Raw genomic sequence first — 17,728 nt, 5'->3', positions numbered from 1 at the left:
CAGCAACACCGACGCAGACGGCAACACCGCCAAAGATCAAGCCGGCCAACAGCCGCTGCTCATCCTCAGCGCCCCGGCAGGGTTGGCCGCATCAACAGATAACAGCCTGACGCTGGCCGCAGGCAGCAATATCGACAGCGTCGCCCAGCGCGACACCAACCAGACCAGCGGCCGGCGCTGGCTGCACAACGTAGGCCAGCACATCAGCCTGTTTGTGACGGGGGTAAAAGACAAAGTCAGCCTGAAGCTGATTGCGGCGAAGGGAAAGGTGCAGATTCAGGCGCAAAGCGACGCGATGGAACTGACGGCGGATAAGGATGTGCATATCAGTAGCCTCAGTGCCAGCCAGCTGTTCAACGGCAAACAAGAAGTGCTGCTGACCTGTGGCGGTGCCTATATCCGCATCAAAGACGGCAAGATCGAGCTGCACGCGCCGGGCAAAGTGAGCTTCAAGGGCGGCAAGCACGACTGGAGCGGCGGGGCCAGCATGAATGTGCCAATCCCGTCATTGAAACCACCGCAGCCATGCAGTTTCCAGGCAGGCGAGGCCGCGCATAGTGGCGCAGCCAGCACACCGTACCCGTTCGAGTAGCGCACTGTATGGATCTTAATCACCACATGCTGCCAGCAGCGCTATTAGCTACCGAATCCCCTGGCTGGTATTTGCTGCTGGACAGGCATCAAGTCAACCCGTTGGCGGAAGCAGACCATGTCCTGGCCGTGCCAGAAGCGGCGGTAACGGTATTGCACGACCCATTCTTTGCCCACGAACCAGACAAGGCCCCGCTACTGCTTGATTTGTCGGCCGTGCCGGGCATCAGCAGCGAACACAAAAGACAGTGGGCGCAGCTGGGCGCTGATGGTCTCTGTCAATCACTGATGAGCGGTGGTAACACGCTGGTATCGGGCTGGCTGTACGCCACGCAGCCGCTAGCGCAGATTGCCCGGCATTTACGCCAGCTATTTGCCCACCCGCATCCCGATGGCCAAACCCACCATCTGCGCTACTACGACCCCCGCATTACCCGTTTGCTGGATGACACCCTGCCCACCGCGCAGCGCCAGCAACTGCTTGGCCCCATCGACAGCTGGTGGTACCCCGTTTTTCCTGGTGAATACCGCAGCATGCAGCAACAGCACGGTGCCCATGGCACAGCCTCGCTGGCTTTGGCACCCGAGCACTGGCAGCGCCTGGACCATGCCGCCGCCCATCACCAGCTGGTGCGCTGCATGGCTGGCCTGCATGAGCTCTACCCCGACACCTTCAGTGGCGTAGTGGTGCCCGACTTTGCGCTGGTGCATAGTCTCATGAGCCGGGCCGCCCAGCAAAGCTGGGTCAATAGCCAGGATGACCAAGTGGGCTGCGCGCTGTTATGGCTGGTGCTCGGGCCCGATTGCCAGGCATGCAACCCCGACGTCGCCGCAGCACTGCAGCAGTATCAGCACGATCGCTCCCCGGCACTTACCGAATGGCTACTGTTTGCCGGCGCAGCCTTCTGGGCCAAACCCGCGGCCTACTACACCGCCAGCAGCACAAAAGGAACCATGGCGTGAGCGAACCGACACAATGTAAAAACAAGTTTTGCGGCAAGACCGGTTTACTACTGCTGCCGCTGCGTTACGCCGTGGCCGCCAGCGACACCGGGCATCAAGGCAGCCCGGTGCCGGAAGGCAGCCTGGGCAAGGACGTTACCGACAAAGCGCTGGTAACCGCAGCCTACACCGTGCGCATGCTGCGCCATGGCTACCTGTACGTGATGGCCAAGCGGGCAGGCAAGCTCAAATGGGACAGCGCCTGGGCCGTCAATAGCCAGGGCTATATCGCCCGCATCCCCTTGGGCGAGCTGGTGGCCCCGCCTGCATTCAGCTGCAACCCCGACACCCATGGCGTGAACGCCTCCATGATCAGCATCGAAAAAGCGCAAGACGTTTCCGAGCTGAAAATCCTGTTCCTGCCAGACCCGCTAACCAAAGCCGCGCTGCTCAAGATAGAAAGCGACAGCAAGCTGCACAGCCTGCTGCAAAGCTTTCAGGCCAAGGCCGTGGCCCAGCCGCACGGCATCATGCCGGACAAACTGGCCAGCAGCGTAGCCGAATTCCGCTCGGTAGAAGGCGAGGGCAGGGCGCTGGCGCCACGCTTTAACGACCATCTGCACCCCTTCTTCGGACAAAGCGTGCAGCTGGTAAAAAACCAGCCCTACGCCTATACCGCCCGCCTGAAAAACCTGCAAACCGAGCTGGCTGCCAAAAAAGGCCTGGCCATCGTACTGCACGACCCGCTGGGTATCGTGCAGGAGCTCAACAACTGGCGTAATGCCGCCATCAAGCAGCTGGATAGCCTGATGCAAAGGCCCACGCCGTTTTACGGCCAGTACCGCAACGAACAGCTGATGGCCATCATCACCGCGGTAGAGCACGCCGAGCAGCAAGTCAAACAAGGGGCCATCCAGCAGCGCGAGCCCAAGCTGGGCGTATCACTGGAAGACCTGGCAACCCAGGCCAAAAAGCAGCCCTATGCCATACCCGACCTGCGCGGCACCCCGCCCGAAGCCATCTACAAAAACCGCGCCGAATACGAACGCAAACGCGCAGAGTGGTACCGGCAAAATGCCGGCCGCATTGGCGATGCCGCCTGGGCAAAGTACGCCAAACGCCTGCTGCCCGCAGCCGTATACCAGGGGGTAAAACAAGGCTTTCAGCTTGTGGCCATGCGCTGCGATGCCCTGAACGAGCTACGCGCCCGCGATCAGCTGGCATGGCTGGGCGCCCCCTTGCTGCACCACACCCTGGCGTTTTACGACGATAACCACCTGCCCAGCGGCGTGGCCTATGCCGCCCAAACCGGCATGTGCACGCACGGGGTCAACAGCTGCCAGCTGGGGCAAACCTGGCTCAACCTGCAGATGGATAGCCAAAGCCTTACCCCGGCCAGCCTGCTGCTCAATGCCATGCTGCTTAACCAGAAACAAGCCAAAGAAGCATTCATCGCCGCCGGCGGCCTGTCGGGCGGCATGGCCGACGCCGCCGGCAAATGGCAAGAAAGCCTCAAAGGCGTTAGCGACATGTGGGCCAAAACCAACGACCTGGCCAATGCGCTGATACAGGCCGGCCAGAACAACGCCCTCATCAGCGTATCGCACCTGGGCGGCCTGAGCCTGCTACTGGTGCAGGGCGGGCATACCCTGCTGGCCAACCTGCCCGGCGGGCGCTTTCTGGATAAACGCATCGCCCGCGCCACCACCCTGCACGCCCTGCTCAAGCTATCGCTGGGCCGCATCCTCAGCCGGGACCTGCAGGCAGCCTACCCCTCGCCACAGGCATACAACAGCAAAGCCCACGCCGTCAGCAAAGCCGCCCGCAACCAGATAAACCAGCTATTGATCGACGGCAGCAAAGGGGCCGATTTCAACGGCCTGCGCTTTGGCTGCGTGGTGGCGGTACTGGAAATGGCCAACGTGCTGCTTAAAAGCAATTCGCTGGCCGGCAGCCCAGGGCAAAAAGCCGCCTGGGAGCTGACTGCCGCCAGCCTGGGCATGGGCGCGGTACTGCTGGAGCTAAGCGGTGGCGTGTGCGAACGCATGGCCAAAAGCCAGAACGCCGCCTTGATCAGCAGCAGCCACGTCGCCACTGCCGCGCTCAAGCTGGGCGCCGGTGCGCTGGGTGCGGTGGGCGGCATCATTGGTGGCATTGTGGATTTTGATAGTGCGGCGGATGAAAAGGCAAAGGCAAAGGGAGACAGCACTATCTTATTCCAGATTTATAGATTGAGGGGGGCGGTTTCAATTTCTGGAGCTTTGATTGGTGTAGGTATTGCAATAGGCGCTGCAGGGCCTTTTCTTAAATGGTTACTCGCACGAACCAAGACAAGCCTCTGGTCTTGGTCCCTGGAAGCATTGTTATCCGCGAGTAGATACCTGGCAGCAGAGCGTATGGCGCTATTGCTATTGCGAGGGGCCCGCTTATTCACGGTTGTGGGGGTGGGTTTGACGGTAGCGATCTGGTTGCTTAGCGACAATGCATTGGAAAGCTGGTGTGACAAGTCTTGTCTACGTAGGGATCGGAGCGGTAAGGGCTTTGATAAGGCAGAAGAAGAAATGGTTGCGCTGGATGCTGCCGTGCTCGAGGTAAATTAGACATGTACTACATGGAATGGTTGCAGGCCATGGGTAGTCGCAGGCACAAAACCGGCTCGTGGATGGACAGTGTGCAAAGAGATGTTGCCAGCAAGATGGCAGTGCGGGAGGCCAAACTGAAAGGCAAGCAGCTTGAAGTCTGGCAGGGGCGCGAAACGGACTTGAAAGAGGTGCGGGCCGAAACGCTGGACGATAATAATGCGATTTATTGCAAGACTAATACCTATCTTGACGTCTGCACATACAACGATGATAAGCGCGGGCTGTTATCAGTGGTGATGGGGGCTTTGCTTTATGGGCTGGTTCCTTGGTGGTACTGGGACACCGTAGAGTGGTACACGATTATTACTACAGGTAAAGCACCTAGTGGATCATCATTGAGTACAGAGTATATTCTAATAGTACTGATAGGTATCGGAATATTGATTCCGCTTACTTATGTTTTCTTTCGTTATTTACTCAAATTCTGGCGCCTCGAAGCCTTCACCATGCGCCGGCTGGTGGTGCGTTTCAATCGTGAGACCCGCAAAGTGTATTTTCTGCGGCCAACCTTTCTGGGCGGGGTCAAGGCATATAACTGGGAAGACATCGATGCCGCCCTGCCCAAAGACATGCCCAATCACGAAGGCATGGGTGGGATGTTGATGATTGGCACCCGGGTTGCCGATAACCAGAACCCGCATAGCCCGTTTGCCACCGATGTTGCCTTTGTCGGCAACGCCTGCCGCGACTACCAGCACCTGCTGTCGTTCTGGGAATACATCCGCCGTTTCATGGAAGACGACGCCGACACAGTGCCTGCGCCCAAGCGGCTGCGTAGCAAATGGCCCAACCCGCTACGCAGCATGCTGACGGTGTCGCGTCTTAGCCTGCCCGGCGGCTTCGACCTGGGGCGCATGTTTCTGTGGCTGCGGCTGGTGCTGGCGCCGGTGTTCTTTATCTGGGGTCTGGGCCATTACGCCTCACTGCTGCTGAGCTACGAGCCGCGCTTTCCCAAGGCTATCCGTGTGGCCAGCCACGAATCGGAAGCCCGTTCGCTGCTGGCGCTGCTGGGCTACAACCTGTTGCCACCGCTGTATACCGCCGCAGGGCTGTGGCTGTGGTTTGCCTGGCAGCACGACCTGGACTGGCGCCTGCCGTGGCTATGGCTGGGTGGGCGCTAATGCCATACCGCATGCAAGCGATGGACGCCACCGCCTGCCGCCGTCCCGAACCGCACGGCCAACTGTATGGGGCGGGCTGAGATGTACTACATGGAATGGTTGCAGGCCATGGGTAGCCGCAGGCATACACTCGGCTCGTGGATGGACAGTGTGCAACGAGACGTTGCCAGCAAGATGGTAGTGCGGGAAGCCAAACTGAAAGGCAAACAGCTTGCAGTCTGGCAAGGGCGCGAGACGGATCTGAAAGAGATACGGGCCGAAACGCTGGATGATAATAATGCGATTTATTGCAAGACCAGTACTTATCTTGATATCTGTACGTACAACGATGATAAGCGTGGCCTATTGACTATGGTGTTTGGTGCCATGTTGTATGGTTTGATTCCATTTTCAATTACTACTGCAACCATTAGCTGCAATATATTTATTGATCCAACGGCTGGTGGTTTTGAAGTTGAATCAATTCTAACTGGTTTGGTTAGTTGGTCTGCAATAGTGGCGATTGCTTATGCATTTTATCGTTATTTGATTGAAATTTGGCATCTGGAAGCCTTCACCATGCGCCGGCTGGTGGTGCGTTTCAATCGTGAAACCCGCAAGGTGTATTTTTTGCGGCCAACCTTTCTGGGTGGGGTCAAGGCATATAACTGGGAAAACATCGATGCAGCCCTGCCCAAAGATATGCCCAATCACGAAGGCATGGGTGGGATGTTGATGATTGGCACCCGGGTTGCCGATAACCAGAACCCGCATAGCCCGTTTGCCACCGATGTTGCCTACGTCGGCAACGCCTGCCGCGACTACCAGCACCTGCTGTCGTTCTGGGAATACATCCGCCGTTTCATGGAAGACGGCGCCGACACAGTGCCTGCGCCCAAGCGGCTGCGCAGCAAATGGCCCAACCCGCTGCGCAGCATGCTGACGGTGTCGCGCCTTAGCCTGCCCGGCGGCTTCGACCTGGGGCGCATGTTTTTGTGGCTGCGGCTGGTGCTGGCGCCGGTGTTCTTTATCTGGGGCCTGGGCCATTACGCGTCGCTGCTGCTGAGCTACGAGCCGCGCTTTCCCAAGGCTATCCGCGTAGCCAGCCACGAATCGGAAGCCCGTTCGCTGTTGGCACTGCTGGGCTACAACTTGCTGCCGCCGCTATATACCGCCGCAGGGCTGTGGCTGTGGTTTGCCTGGCAGCACGACCTGGACTGGCGCCTGCCGTGGCTATGGCTGGGTGGGCGGTGATGCGATACCGATTGAATGACTGTATGCCTTGCCCGATGCCGGTGATGCCGGCCATGGCAATGCTGTAACCCGATAGGGCCTGATGATGCTTGAATCCCTGCTTCCCTATTACGAACGCGAGCTTGGCCATTTGCGCGAGCTGTCGGGCGAGTTTGCCCGCCGCTACCCCAAGATTGCCGGCCGCTTGCAGCTGGAGGGCGACCAGTGCGCCGACCCGCACACCGAACGGCTGATAGAGGGCTTTGCCTTTCTGGCGGCGCGTATCCACAAGAAACTGGATGACGATTACCCCGAAATTGCCGGCAGCTTGCTGGATGTGCTGTACCCGCATTATCTGCAGCCGATGCCGGCGGCCACCATTGTGCAGTTCGAGTGCGACCCGCTGCGGCCAGAGATCGGCAAGCGCTACCGTATAGAGCGCGGCCAGCAGGTGCAGTCGCCTGCGGTGCAGGGGGTGGTGTGCAAGTTTCGCACGGTTTACCCGGTGGACCTGTACCCCTTGCAGCTACAGGAGGCCAAGCTGGAGCTGTGCAGTGCTTCGCCGTGGCTGCGGGCGCTGGCACCGGATGCGGCTGCCGTGTTGACTTTGCGCCTGCAGGGGCAGGGTGGGGTGGGGCTGGGGGCGATGGCGCTGGAGAGCCTGCGTTTCTTTCTGGATGGCGAGCCGGCGCTGATGCACCTGCTGTACGAGCTGCTGCTGTCGGATGTGCTGCGGGTAGAGGTAAGCGACGGGCGCGACGACCCGGCATGCAGCCATACCCTGCCGGCCAGTGCGGTACAGCCGGTGGGGTTTGCGATGGACGAGGGCATGCTGCCCTACGATGAGCGGTCTTTCACGGGCTACCGCTTATTGTCGGAGTACTTTAGCTACCCCGACAAGTTCCTGTTTGTGGCGCTGGGCCAGCTGGGGCCGCTGGTGGCGGGCTGGCAGGGCGATACTTTGCAGCTGCGCTTCATTTTGCGTGATTACCCGGACAGCGAACGGCATCACCGGCTGCAAACCCAGCTGCAGGCCAGCCATGTAAAGCTGGGCTGCACCCCGGTGATTAACCTGTTTGCACAGGCGGCGGAGCCTATCCGCGTGACGCACCAGCAAGCTAGCTACCCGGTGGTGGCGGATGGCCGCCGCCCCATGGCGTATGAGGTGGTGCATATCCGCAAGGTGGTGCGGGTGGAAAAACAGGGTGGGGTAGAAGCCAGCGCGGAGGTGCCGCCTTTCTACGCCATGCATCATGGCGGGGGGCAGGCGCAGGCACGGTTTTACTGGCATGCCAGCCGGGAGCCGGCGATTGCGCAGGGGGACAAGGGTACCGATATGGCCCTGCACTTGGTGGACTTGCAGTTTGATGCGATCCGCCCGGCTGCCGAGGTACTTAGCCTGGACTTGCTGTGCAGTAACCGCGATTTGCCGGAGCAGATTCCGTTTGGCGGTAGCCAGGCTACCCAGCGTACCGACTTTGTGTTGCCCGGGCATTCTGTGGTGAAGCGGGTGCGTTTGCTGCGCAAGCCTTCGGCAAGCCAGCGTGTGTTGCTGGGCCGGGCTTTGCAGTGGCGGCTGATTTCGCATTTGTCGCTGAACTATCTGTCGCTGGTGGAGGCCGGGCGTGATGCGCTGCAGGAAATGCTGTCCTTGTACAACCTGAGCGATGCTGCGGCCAACGTGCGGCAGATTCAGGGCATTGCCGCTATTGGTAGCGAGCCGGCGGTGTGCCGTGTAAATGGCCGGCATTTCTCGGGCTTTGTGCGGGGGACGGACATCAGGCTGAAGCTGGATGCCGATTATTACGTGGGGGGTAGTGTGTATTTGTTTGCGTCGGTGCTGGAGCGCTTCTTTGCGCTGTATGCGGCCCCCAATAGCTTTACCCGCTTGCGGGTAAATACGGTACAGCGAGAAGAAGAGGAGATGGCATGGCCAGCCAGAGCGGGCGAAGCCCTCGTGATCTGAGGCAGGCGCTGGTGCAGGATGCCAGCCAGTTCGGGTTTTTCCAGGCGGTGCGTGTGCTGGGCTTGAGCAGCCGGCGCCGCCGTGGCCCTTTGCCGGCGAATTTGCGTTTTCGCACCGTGGCGTCGTTGTCGTTTCCGGCTAGCGAGCTGCGGCGTTATCAGCCGGACGAGGCGGCGCTGGATGAGCTGACAGTGAGTTTCATGGGGCTGACCGGCCCCAGCGGGGCGCTGCCGGTGTCGTATACCGAGCTGCTGCTGGAGCGCAAGCAGCACTACCGTGATGACACTTTGCATGCCTTTTTCGACATGTTCAGCCATCGCGCTATGGCCATGTTTTATGGCGCCTGGCGCAAGTACCGCTTCTGGTTGGCCGCAGAGGAGGGCGAGCAGGATGACTTTAGCCGCCATCTGTTGCACCTGGGGGGGGTGGGCTTGGGTAAGTCGCGGCAGCTGGCCACGGGCGAGGGTGCTGTGCACGAGCACCTGTTTCTGTATTTTGCCGGCCTGCTTAGCCAGAAGCCCTTGTCTGCCCAGGCTTTGCAAACGGTGGTGGCGGGCTTGTTCGGCATTCCTGCTGCGCTGGTGCAGTTTGATGGCCAGTGGCTGCCACTGCCGCCTGCGCAGCAAAGCCGGCTGGGGCTGGGCGAGTGCGAGCTGGGGGTGTCGCTATTTTGCGGTGAGCGGGTGTGGGACAGGCAAACCAAGATGACTTTGCGGCTGGGGCCGATGGCGCTGCAGCCGTTTACGGCATTGCAGCCTGGTGGCGAGGGGGCGAAGGCGCTGCAGGCCTTGCTGCATTTTGCGGTAGGGCACCAGCTGGCTGTCGATGTGGTGCTGGTGTTGTCCCGCCAGGCGGTGCCGCCACCGCAGCTGGGGGGCGCCCAGCCCTTGCGTCTGGGGGGCAATAGCTGGCTAGGCAAGCAGCCGGTGGACCCGGACTGCATGCGCTATGCCCTGCTGCATTGACGGGGCGTGAATCCACACCGGGCTACGGGCCCGCAATAGCATTGAAAACAGATATTTTCGGAGAAAATCATTATGTCAGTCCCCCTGAAGGCCTTGATCGAACGCCTTACCCCGCCCGCCCGCCAGAGCCTGGAGCAGGCGGCCAGCCGTGCGCTGGGCCGTACGCATTTTGACATTGAAGTGGAGCATGTTTTGCTGGCCATGCTGGCGCAGCCGGGCAATGCCGCTTTGTCGGCACTGGCCGCTGGCGGGGTCTCGTTGGCCGCATTGCAGCAGGCGCTGGAGCAGGCGCTGGATAGTTTCCGTAGCGGTAATTCACGTAACCCGGTGTTGTCGCCCATGTTGCCCAAATGGCTAGAGGCGGCTTGGCTTAGCGCCAGTGCTGCCTATGGCCAGCAGGATGTTTCCACGCTGGACCTGCTGCTGGCACTGTGCCAGGACGCAGACCTGCGTGCGTCGGTGCAGCCAGCGGTGCCGTCTTTGTTCCGGCTGGACCTGGCGGCCATGCAGCAAGCCTATACGCGCTTGCGCCAGCATGGGGAGGAGCCTGCGGTGTTAACGGAGCAGGCTGCCGCTGCCGGCAAGGTGGAGCCAGACGCTGACAATGTGGCTGCCCAGCCCGCAGCCAGGCGTGCTGCCGCATTGGACAAATACACGATAGACCTTACTGCCCAGGCGCGTGCCGGCAAGATCGACCCTGTGCTGGGGCGTGATGCCGAGATACGCCAGATGATCGATATCCTGATGCGGCGGCGGCAGAATAACCCCATTCTGACGGGTGAACCGGGGGTGGGTAAAACGGCGGTGGTAGAGGGGCTGGCACGCAAGATTGTGTCGGGGGATGTGCCGGCGGTACTGGCCGATGTCACCTTGCGTACGCTGGATCTGGGCTTGCTGCAGGCCGGCGCCAGTGTGAAAGGCGAGTTTGAAAACCGCTTGCGGCAAGTAATTGATGACGTCAAGGCGTGCCCCACGCCGGTCATTCTGTTTATTGACGAGGCGCATACCCTGATTGGTGCCGGTGGGGCTGCCGGGCAGAATGATGCGGCCAACCTGCTCAAACCTGCTTTGGCCAGGGGGGAGCTGCGCACGATTGCGGCGACCACCTGGGCAGAGTACAAAAAGTACTTTGAGAAAGATGCGGCACTGGCACGGCGTTTTCAGGTGGTGAAGGTGGAGGAGCCCGCACCCGAGATGGCGGTACAGATGGTGCGTGGCTTGGTGGAGGCCTTGGCCCGGCATCATGGCGTGGAGATATTGAATGAAGCCGTGGCATCGGCGGTGCATTTGTCTGGCCGCTATATCACCGGACGGCAGCTGCCGGATAAGGCCATCAGCGTGCTGGATACCGCGTGCGCCCGGGTGGCTTTGTCGCGGGCAGGCAAGCCCGGCCCGCTGGAAGATGTGTTGGTGCTGATGGCGAATCTGGAGCGCGAGATGGCTGCCCTGCAAAAAGAAGAGGGGCATGCGCCGCGCCTGGCCGAGCTGCAGCAGCAGCGAGAGGGCCTGGAGCAAGACCTGGCGCGCTTGCAGGACGCGTGGCAAATCCAGCAGCAGCTGGTGGCGGAAATCGATGCGCTCAAGCAGGCACCGGACAAAGCCAGAGAAGGCAAGGGGAAGAAACCCGGGCCTTTGCATGCCAAGCGTCTGGCGCTTCGCGCCCTGCACAAACAACAGCCACTGGCATTCGAATGTGTGGATGAGGGGGTCATTGCGGATGTGATTGCCGCCTGGACCGGCATCCCCTTGGGCCATATGGTGAGTAATGAATTGCAGCAGGTGCAGCAGCTGGCGGGTTTGCTGGCCAAGCGCGTTATCGGCCAGGATCATGCCCTGGCGCAGATTGCCGAGCATGTCCAGATTGCCAAAGCCGGGCTGGAAGACCCGGGCAAGCCCAAGGGGGTGTTTTTGCTGGTGGGGCCGTCGGGTGTGGGCAAGACCGAAACGGCGCTGGCGCTGGCGGAGTCGCTGTACGGCGGCGAGCGTAACCTGATTACCATCAATATGTCGGAGTATCAGGAGTCTCACAGTGTGTCGGGGCTGAAGGGCTCGCCACCCGGTTATGTGGGTTATGGCGAAGGTGGCGTGCTTACCGAAGCGGTGCGCCGCAAGCCTTATTCGGTGGTGCTGCTGGACGAAGTGGAAAAAGCACACCCCGATGTGCTGGAGCTGTTCTTCCAGGTGTTTGACAAGGGCGTACTGGAAGACAGTGAAGGGCGCGAGGTGGACTTCCGTAACACCATCATTCTGTTGACGTCCAATGCCGGTAGCGACCTGGTGATGCGGGCTTGCGAACGGGGTGTTACGGTGGACGGCGAGGCCCGCTTCCCCACGGCTGACGATCTGGTGGAGGTGTTGCGGCCAACCCTGCAGCAGGTGTTCAAGCCTGCTTTTCTGGGCCGCCTGGCCATCGTGCCGTATTTCCCGATTGCAGACGATGTGCTGTTGCTGATTGTGCAGCTCAAGCTGGAGCGTATCCGGCAGCGCATTGCGGCCAACCATGGCGCGCAAGTGCAGTTCCCCGACGAGCTGGCGGCTATGCTGGCAGCGCGTTGCATGGATGTGGAAAGCGGTGCCCGCAACGCCGATGCCATCCTTACCCGCACCTTGCTGTCGCAGATGTCCAGCGACTTGCTGGCCCGCATGGCCAGTGGCAAGCCGGTCAAGAAAATTGCCGTCTCGCTCAAGGGCGAAGCGGTCAAGGTTCGCGTGAGCTAAGGAGGCATCGATGTTCAGCATGCTGTCCGTTTTGTTGGGCAGTACCGTCGCCAGCTGGGGGCTGCTGTGGTTTGTGGTGCCAGTAGACTGGCTGCAAACCAGCCCGACAGCTGTGTTGATCGTACATGTGTTGCCGCCGCTCTTGCTCTCGCTGGGCTACTACCTGTGGCAGCGCGGCAAGGCCGCCAGGGAAGCATTGGCAGCCAGGGCGCAAGAGGAGGGTGAAGAGGCGGAGCGCCAGCAGCTGCGGGAGGCCGCCCGTCTGCAGCATCAGGCGGCACTAGCCGCCCGCCAGGCCGCAGCAGATTGCCGCTGGCTGTGGGTTCACACCCATGCCGGGGAAGCCTTGCCGGACTGGTTTCGGGAAATGCCAGAAGGGGTGTACTGGCAAACCTCGTCCAGTGGCGATGAACCGTTGTCATCCGACTGGTTTGACTACCTCGATACGCCGGTGACCGAGGCCTTGGCGACGCTTTATCGTGACCTGCCAGGCGCAGCTTGCCTTCCTTTGCTGTTGCAGGTTGTGCCGCAGGTGTCGGGCATCGAGTACGTGCAACGGGTGAAAGCATGGCAGCAGCAAGCCTGGCAGCAGGCCTGGCCGGCGCGGAGCCTGCCGCCGGTTGACTGCCGTTTTCTGTCGGGTAGCGGCGGGCTGGCCGACAGCATGGTGTCCTGCCTGCAGCAGGACCCGAATCTGCCTGGTGTCGTGGTGCTGGCGGCGGATGCACCGCTGCTATCGGCTGCGGAGGACGAGGGTGACACGGTTCAGCAGAAACGTGCGCAGGGCGAGCCCGGTGCTGCACTGGTGCTGGCCGTGATCTTGCGCACCGACCTGCCGGTGCCGGCAGGGATGGCGTGGCAACAGGGGGCAGAGGCCGACCCTTATCAGCCCTATTGGGAACGACCGGCTGTGGTTGTGGGCGAAGCTGCCTGGGGGGCGGTTCCCGAGTTCGACCAGCCGGCATTCCTGCAGCAAACCCTGCAAGTCCGGCTGGCGCAGTCCAGCCAGGTACCGCTACCCCGCAAGGGAATGTTGCAGCTGACCCGGGCCCTGCACCCCGCGCTCGACGATGCCTTGGTGAATGCCGGTTTGCTGGATTACGCTTTTTCCCCGGACGAGGCCTCGCCCGAGCAAAACCGGCTGCACGAAGTTGCCTGGCTGGTGCATAACAGCGGCGATCTGGATATGGGGGGGATGCGCCTGGCGGCCATTGCCAGCAATCTGTCCCGGCAAGGTATCGATATTCAGCCTATCGACCAGGCCAGCAATACCGTGCGCGAGTGGGGTGATACCGGCGTAGCTGGCAGCATGTTGTTGCTGGCTACGGCGGTAGCACAGGTGCACCGCCTGCAGGCGCCGGTAGTGCAGGCTTGTTTCGAGGCAGATCAGGTATCTGTCGCCCTTGCTTACCCGGCTACCAGTAAGGAGTCTGCATGAAACGCGCTATTCGTTTGGGAGACCCCACCAGTCATGGTGGGTCGGTTTTGAGTGCTGCCAGTAAAACCAGCCTGTTTGGCAAGCAGGTGGCTTGCAAGGGTGATTCGGTTAGCTGCCCGATGCGCGGGCATGTGAACTGCACCATTGTCGAGGGGGATGATAGCTGGCTGGTAGGGGGCAAGCCGGTGGCGCTGGAAGGCCACAAGGTAAGCTGTGGTGCAACACTGATTTCAACTCTGCCCGATCTGGGCAAAGGCTAAGGCAATGCCAGAAAAGCTGATCAAGGCATGAATGAAGCGATGAACGATTTGATGGCCCCGATACCGGGTGGCAACCCTGCCGGTGAAAACATGAACTATTCGCCGGTTTTTGACCAGATACGCGAAGCACGGCGCCAGGATGACCCCAGCCTGGCTATGGGCGAATGGGAGGTGGTGCTGAAGGTGTCAGACTGGCCTCGCGTGGCCAGGTTGTGCGAGGAAACCTTGCGACACCAGACCAAAGACCTGCAATTGCTGGTGTGGTACGCCGAAGCCTTGGTTCGTCTACGCGGCTTTGATGGGGCCGGCTCGGGCCTGTTGGCCATTGCGGCCTGGCTGCGTGATTTTTGGGAGACCGGGTTTCCCGAGTATGAGCCTCATGATCTTGATGAGCGCATAGGTAAGCTGGAGTGGCTTAATCAGCATCTGTCCCTTGCCCTTAAGCAAGTGCCGCTGGTGTCACCTGCTCATGGTGATTTCCATTGGCTGGATTGGTACCAGTCTCGTGAAGTTGACAATCTCGGGTTGCGTAACCCCGAGGCAAGGCAGGCGGAACTGGCCTCCGGCAAGCTTTCCGGTGAACAGTTCGACAAGGTGGCGCAGGAGAGTGGCGGCCAGTGGTTCCTGGGCCTGGCGGCGGAACTGGACCGCCTGCATCAAGCTTATGGCCAGCTGGATGCGCTTATGCTCCAGCGTTTCGGGGAGCAGGCGCCGGCTTTGGTAGAGCTTCGCGAGGTTATCCTGGCATGCCAGGATCTGGTGACGCGTTACCTGCAGCGTACGCAAGGTCCTGTGCCGGTTGTGGATGCTGCATCCGCTCCTGCTGGTCGTGATGCCAGTGCTATCGTTTCACAGGGGCATAATCGCCCGACGGTGACTACCATGCCCCACCCGACAGTCGTATTGACTGATGGCCAGATCCAGAACCGACAGCAGGCTGTTTTGATGCTGCGTGAGGTTGCTCTTTACTTTCGGCATAACGAACCCCACAGCCCTGTGGCCCTGCTGGCCGAGCGTGCTGCGCGCTGGGCTGACATGAGCCTGGAGCAGTGGCTGCAGCATGTCGTCAAAGACGACTCGACGTTGCAGCAGCTGCGAGAGTTGCTCGACGTCCGGGAGGGGTAACGCCCGGCTTGGCTAGCGTTGCCTGCGGGCGGCTTGGCGTGCACATAGCGCAGCACCAAGCCGCCTTTTCCTATGCTTGTTGCTGGCAGGGGGTCACACCCCGTGGTGCCTTGACAGCTGGCGCTGGCCGGGTGAACAGACCCCGCTGGCGTCGCTGCCAGCGCTACGGCATGATGGTGTTTTGGCTTGGCTGGAGCGTGTATGAACATTGCCGTATTTGATACCAAACACTACGACCGCATGGCGCTGGACCTGGCCAATGCCCGCTTTGGCCATACGCTGGGCTATCTCGAGCCACGGCTCAATAGCGCGACGGTAGAGCTGGCCGCCGGTTACGACGCGGTATGCCCCTTTGTGAATGACAAGCTGGATGCTGTCGTGGTGGCCAGGTTGGCCGCACTGGGGGTAAGGCTGGTGGTGCTGCGCTGTGCCGGTTTCAACGGTGTGGACCTGGCCGCCTGCCGCCAGCACGGTATCCGTGTGGCGCGGGTGCCGGCCTATTCGCCGCACGCGGTGGCCGAGCACGCTTTTGCGCTGCTGCTGGCGGTGAACCGCCGCATCCACAAGGCCTATGTGCGCGTGCGCGAAATGGATTTCTCGCTGGATGGCCTGGTGGGGTTTGACTTGTACGGCAAGACCTTTGGCGTGATCGGCACCGGTCGTATCGGCGAGGCGGCCATCGGCATTGCCCGCGGTTTTGGCATGCGCGTGCTGGCCTGCGACCCGCAGCAGGATGCGGCGCTGGCGGCGCGGCTGGGCTTTGCGTACGCCCCGCTGGCCCAGGTGCTGGCGCAGAGCGATGTGCTGAGCCTGCACGTGCCGCTGCTGCCGGCCACGCGCCATATCATCGACGCGGCGGCCATTGCTGCCATGAAGCCCGGCGCCATCCTGATCAATACCAGCCGCGGTGCGCTGGTGGATACGCCGGCGATCATCGACGCGCTGAAAAGCGGCCAACTGGCGGGCGTGGGGCTGGACGTGTACGAAATGGAGGAGGGCGTGTTCTTCGAGGACTTGTCCGATACCGGCCTGCAGGACGACCAGCTGGCACGGCTGCTGACCTTCCCCAACGTGCTGGTGACCTCACACCAGGGTTTTCTGACGCGCGAGGCGCTGGCCAATATCGCCGACACCACGCTGGGCAATGCCAGCGCTTTTGCGGCGGGCGAGCCGCTGCTGAACGAGGTGCTGCCGCCGTAGCGGGTAGCCTGTCAGATGAAAAAAGGTTGGCCGCGGCCAACCTTTTTGTTTGCTGCCAGCGGGTTTATTGCGCCAGCGGGTCGCGGCGGAATACCCAGTGCGTGGCGTCGGAGGCGTTGGCGTCAAAAGCATAGCCTTCGCTGTTGAACCCTTTCAATGCCTCGGCATCGGTGACGGCGTGTTCTACCGCCCAGCGCGCCATCAGGCCGCGCGCACGTTTGGCGTAAAAGCTGATGATCTTGTACTGGCCGTTTTTCAGGTCCTGAAACACCGGGGTAATCACGGTGGCCTGCAGTTTCTTGGGCTTCACCGATTTGAAGTATTCGTCGGACGCCAGGTTGACCAGCTGTGGCTGCGCTTGCTGCGCCAGCTCGGCGTTCAGCGCCTCGGTGATGATGTCGCCCCAGAACTGGTACAGGTTGCTGCCGCGCGGGTTGGTCAGGCGGGTGCCCATTTCCAGGCGGTAGGCCTGCATCAGGTCCAGCGGGCGCAGCAGGCCGTACAGGCCGGACAAAATGCGCAGGTGCTGCTGTAGCCAGCCTAGCTGCGGCTCGCTCAGGCTTTTGGCATCCAGCCCTTCGTACACGTCGCCCATGAAAGCCAGCACTGCCTGTTTGGCGTTTTCTGGTGTAAATTCACCGCCCCAGTCGTGAAAGCGCCCGGTGTTGAGCGTGGCCAGCGTGTCGCTGATGCTCATCAGCTGGCCAATGTCGGCCGGGCTGAGCTGGCGCAGGGTGGCGATCAGCTCGGCACTGTGTGCCAGAAAGCCCGGCTGCGTGTAGCGGGCGGTGTGGGCAGGGGTGTCGTAGTCCAGCGTTTTGGCTGGCGAAATAACCATCAACATGTCACGTCCTTTGGCGGTGGGCGGCGGCCATTCTAATGCATGGCGGCGCAGCCGGTGAATGGCAATCAGGCAGGAAAGGCAAGCATGCGGGTTTTGGTACAGCGCGTAACCCAGGCATCCGTTACGGTAGAGGGCAGCATCACGGGGCAGATCGGCACCGGCTTGCTGCTGCTGGTGGGCGTGGAAGAGGCCGATACGGCCGCCGACATCGACTGGCTGGTGCGCAAGGTAAGCCAGCTGCGCATTTTCAACGACGAGCAGGGCGTGATGAACCGCTCGGTGCTGGACGCGGGCGGCCAGGTGCTGGCGGTAAGCCAGTTTACGCTGTTTGCCAGCTGCAAAAAGGGCAACCGCCCCGGCTACAGCCGCGCGGCACGTGGCGAGATCTCGCAGCCCATGTTCGACCGTTTCGTGGCCACCATGGCCGCGGCGCTGGGCAAGCCGGTACCTACCGGCGTGTTTGGCGCCGACATGCAGGTGGCACTGGTAAACGACGGCCCGGTCACCATCTGGCTGGACAGCAAGGCGCCGGAATAAACAGGGCAGGGTTGGCCGCAGGGTGCGGCCAACCTATATGCGGGAGGTGCAAACGCAAAAAAGCCGTTGACTGTGTCAACGGCTTTTTTAACTGGTGCCCAAGAGAAGACTCGAACTTCCACACCCTTGCGGGCGCTAGGACCTGAACCTAGTGCGTCTACCAATTC

The 17,728-nt window shown here is 61.2% G+C and carries 14 protein-coding genes; 13 read left to right on the top strand and 1 reads right to left on the bottom strand.

Annotated features, from left to right (window positions below; all coding sequences use genetic code 11):
* The 12 genes from FLQ44_RS05025 to FLQ44_RS04970 all read left to right on the top strand — a co-directional run.
* Positions 1-592: DUF2345 domain-containing protein (locus FLQ44_RS05025; RefSeq protein ID WP_147693354.1), on the top strand; the 592-nt coding region annotated here is incomplete at its 5' end.
* A gap of 8 nt (positions 593-600) precedes the next feature.
* Complete coding sequence (locus FLQ44_RS05020; RefSeq protein ID WP_206208672.1) at positions 601-1,554, top strand: DUF4123 domain-containing protein; 954 nt, start codon at positions 601-603, stop codon at positions 1,552-1,554.
* Complete coding sequence (locus FLQ44_RS05015; protein WP_147693353.1) at positions 1,551-4,133, top strand: T6SS effector BTH_I2691 family protein; 2,583 nt, start codon at positions 1,551-1,553, stop codon at positions 4,131-4,133. The genes FLQ44_RS05020 and FLQ44_RS05015 overlap by 4 nt, the downstream gene beginning before the upstream one ends.
* A gap of 2 nt (positions 4,134-4,135) precedes the next feature.
* On the top strand, positions 4,136-5,296 hold the full coding sequence (locus FLQ44_RS24675) for a DUF6708 domain-containing protein (RefSeq protein WP_147693352.1): 1,161 nt from the start codon (positions 4,136-4,138) through the stop codon (positions 5,294-5,296).
* Between the two features lie 90 nt (positions 5,297-5,386).
* Complete coding sequence (locus FLQ44_RS05005; RefSeq protein WP_240801185.1) at positions 5,387-6,529, top strand: DUF6708 domain-containing protein; 1,143 nt, start codon at positions 5,387-5,389, stop codon at positions 6,527-6,529.
* A gap of 82 nt (positions 6,530-6,611) precedes the next feature.
* Positions 6,612-8,474, top strand: a complete 1,863-nt coding sequence (tssF, locus tag FLQ44_RS05000) for a type VI secretion system baseplate subunit TssF (protein WP_240801184.1) — start codon at positions 6,612-6,614, stop codon at positions 8,472-8,474.
* Positions 8,438-9,439, top strand: coding sequence for a type VI secretion system baseplate subunit TssG (tssG, locus tag FLQ44_RS04995; RefSeq protein WP_147693350.1), 1,002 nt, complete (start codon positions 8,438-8,440; stop codon positions 9,437-9,439). The genes tssF and tssG overlap by 37 nt, the downstream gene beginning before the upstream one ends.
* 72 nt (positions 9,440-9,511) lie before the next feature.
* Complete coding sequence (gene tssH / locus FLQ44_RS04990; protein WP_147693349.1) at positions 9,512-12,157, top strand: type VI secretion system ATPase TssH; 2,646 nt, start codon at positions 9,512-9,514, stop codon at positions 12,155-12,157.
* Between the two features lie 10 nt (positions 12,158-12,167).
* Positions 12,168-13,595 (top strand): hypothetical protein, encoded by a 1,428-nt coding sequence (locus tag FLQ44_RS04985; RefSeq protein WP_147693348.1) that lies wholly within the window; start codon positions 12,168-12,170, stop codon positions 13,593-13,595.
* On the top strand, positions 13,592-13,855 hold the full coding sequence (locus FLQ44_RS04980) for a PAAR domain-containing protein (protein ID WP_147693347.1): 264 nt from the start codon (positions 13,592-13,594) through the stop codon (positions 13,853-13,855). The genes FLQ44_RS04985 and FLQ44_RS04980 overlap by 4 nt, the downstream gene beginning before the upstream one ends.
* A gap of 27 nt (positions 13,856-13,882) precedes the next feature.
* Entirely contained in the window at positions 13,883-14,980 is a 1,098-nt protein-coding gene (tssA, locus tag FLQ44_RS04975) for a type VI secretion system protein TssA (protein WP_147693346.1), read from the top strand.
* A 201-nt stretch (positions 14,981-15,181) separates the two neighbouring features.
* Positions 15,182-16,180: a 2-hydroxyacid dehydrogenase gene (locus tag FLQ44_RS04970; RefSeq protein ID WP_147693345.1), complete on the top strand. Its 999-nt coding sequence runs from the start codon at positions 15,182-15,184 to the stop codon at positions 16,178-16,180.
* Positions 16,181-16,244: 64 nt separating this feature from the next.
* On the opposite strand, the gene yaaA is transcribed toward FLQ44_RS04970, so the two are convergent.
* On the bottom strand, positions 16,245-17,024 hold the full coding sequence (yaaA, locus tag FLQ44_RS04965) for a peroxide stress protein YaaA (protein WP_147693344.1): 780 nt from the start codon (positions 17,022-17,024) through the stop codon (positions 16,245-16,247).
* 84 nt (positions 17,025-17,108) lie between these two features.
* On the opposite strand from yaaA, the gene dtd reads away from it, so the two are divergent.
* On the top strand, positions 17,109-17,561 hold the full coding sequence (gene dtd, locus FLQ44_RS04960; RefSeq protein ID WP_147693343.1) for a D-aminoacyl-tRNA deacylase: 453 nt from the start codon (positions 17,109-17,111) through the stop codon (positions 17,559-17,561).
* The last annotated feature ends 167 nt before the right edge of the window (positions 17,562-17,728 follow it).

It is taken from the genome of Vogesella mureinivorans (genome assembly GCF_007644035.1).
GTDB lineage: Bacteria > Pseudomonadota > Gammaproteobacteria > Burkholderiales > Chromobacteriaceae > Vogesella > Vogesella mureinivorans.
This window is presented reverse-complemented; position numbering and strand designations above follow the sequence as displayed.

What these genes read in the sequence shown, in the direction of transcription:
- FLQ44_RS05020 (WP_206208672.1), top strand. Translation starts at nt 601, where the DNA reads ATGGATCTTAATCACCACATGCTGCCAGCAGCGCTATTAGCTACCGAA.
- FLQ44_RS24675 (WP_147693352.1), top strand. Translation starts at nt 4,136, where the DNA reads ATGTACTACATGGAATGGTTGCAGGCCATGGGTAGTCGCAGGCACAAA.
- FLQ44_RS05005 (WP_240801185.1), top strand. Translation starts at nt 5,387, where the DNA reads ATGGAATGGTTGCAGGCCATGGGTAGCCGCAGGCATACACTCGGCTCG.
- tssF (WP_240801184.1), top strand. Translation starts at nt 6,612, where the DNA reads ATGATGCTTGAATCCCTGCTTCCCTATTACGAACGCGAGCTTGGCCAT.
- tssG (WP_147693350.1), top strand. Translation starts at nt 8,438, where the DNA reads ATGGCCAGCCAGAGCGGGCGAAGCCCTCGTGATCTGAGGCAGGCGCTG.
- tssH (WP_147693349.1), top strand. Translation starts at nt 9,512, where the DNA reads ATGTCAGTCCCCCTGAAGGCCTTGATCGAACGCCTTACCCCGCCCGCC.
- FLQ44_RS04985 (WP_147693348.1), top strand. Translation starts at nt 12,168, where the DNA reads ATGTTCAGCATGCTGTCCGTTTTGTTGGGCAGTACCGTCGCCAGCTGG.
- FLQ44_RS04980 (WP_147693347.1), top strand. Translation starts at nt 13,592, where the DNA reads ATGAAACGCGCTATTCGTTTGGGAGACCCCACCAGTCATGGTGGGTCG.
- tssA (WP_147693346.1), top strand. Translation starts at nt 13,883, where the DNA reads ATGAATGAAGCGATGAACGATTTGATGGCCCCGATACCGGGTGGCAAC.
- FLQ44_RS04970 (WP_147693345.1), top strand. Translation starts at nt 15,182, where the DNA reads ATGAACATTGCCGTATTTGATACCAAACACTACGACCGCATGGCGCTG.
- yaaA (WP_147693344.1), bottom strand. Translation starts at nt 17,024, where the DNA reads ATGTTGATGGTTATTTCGCCAGCCAAAACGCTGGACTACGACACCCCT.
- dtd (WP_147693343.1), top strand. Translation starts at nt 17,109, where the DNA reads ATGCGGGTTTTGGTACAGCGCGTAACCCAGGCATCCGTTACGGTAGAG.